We start from the raw sequence: 943 nt of genomic DNA, 5'->3' as shown, positions 1-943 counted from the left end.
GAAACTTGGACACCATCCCAACGTTTTCAGGAGCGAAAACAGTAAGACAGCCTGAAAATGAAGATCTTCCGGAAGCTGATTTTACCGAAAATCGCGAAGGCTTGAAAGACCCTGAACTTGTTAAAGAGCATCAAGCTAAAACACCGTCCCGTATCGGTATCGGCAGAGCGGGAGTAAGACCGCCGACAAAAGCACTGCTGAAGTTCAGGCTAGACCATGCAGCAGCTGTTGATGCAGTTTACGGAGAAGTAACAGAAGAACTTCTGAATAAATTAGATCTGTTCACTGTCCAGTCTCAGGTTGACGAGAAAAGCGAGTTCATCCTAAGACCTGATCTAGGGCGGAAGCTGAACCAGGATGGGAAAGACACGATCGCGCAAAAATGCCAGAAAGAGCCGCAGGTCCAGATTGTGCTGTCAGACGGCCTAAGTTCAGAAGCGGTCGAAAAGAATGCGGAGGATGTTTATTTATCACTTCAGCAGTCTCTCAAACAGCTCGGTCTTTCAGCTGGAACACCCTTTTATGTGAAGAACGGAAGAGTCGCGGTCATGGATGATATAGGGGAGATATTGAAGCCTGAGGTGATCATACTTTTGATCGGCGAGAGGCCGGGATTGATCAGCGCTGAATCTCTCTCTGCTTATATATGCTACAAGCNNGGCACGGGATGATCGAGGCAAACAGAATGGTAGTGTCTAACATCCATGCCGGCGGAATTCCGCCAGCTGAGGCAGGAGCCTATCTCGGCAGTGTGCTTCAGAAGGTTCTGCATTATAAAGCGAGCGGGATCGAGCTCATCAAAAAAGAAAACTAAGGAGGTGCAAAACATGAGATTAAAAGCAGAAATACTTGCCATGCAGGTTATTCCGAACGTTGACGCAGCATTGAAAAAAGAACTGCAGCTTGCAGACCATCACCGCAGCATCGGGATGCTGACAACGAC

At 48.0% G+C, this 943-nt stretch carries 1 pseudogene; it reads left to right on the top strand.

Annotated elements, in window-relative coordinates:
• Positions 1–814: pseudogene (gene eutC, locus CGZ90_RS20205) on the top strand (ethanolamine ammonia-lyase subunit EutC); the annotation flags it as partial.
• Between the last annotated feature and the right edge of the window lie 129 nt (positions 815–943).

The organism is Fictibacillus aquaticus, assembly GCF_002245695.1.
In the GTDB taxonomy this organism is placed as follows: Bacteria; Bacillota; Bacilli; order Bacillales; family Fictibacillaceae; genus Fictibacillus; species Fictibacillus aquaticus.
Note: the sequence above shows the minus strand (reverse complement) of the source record. Positions and strands in the feature narration are given on the sequence as shown.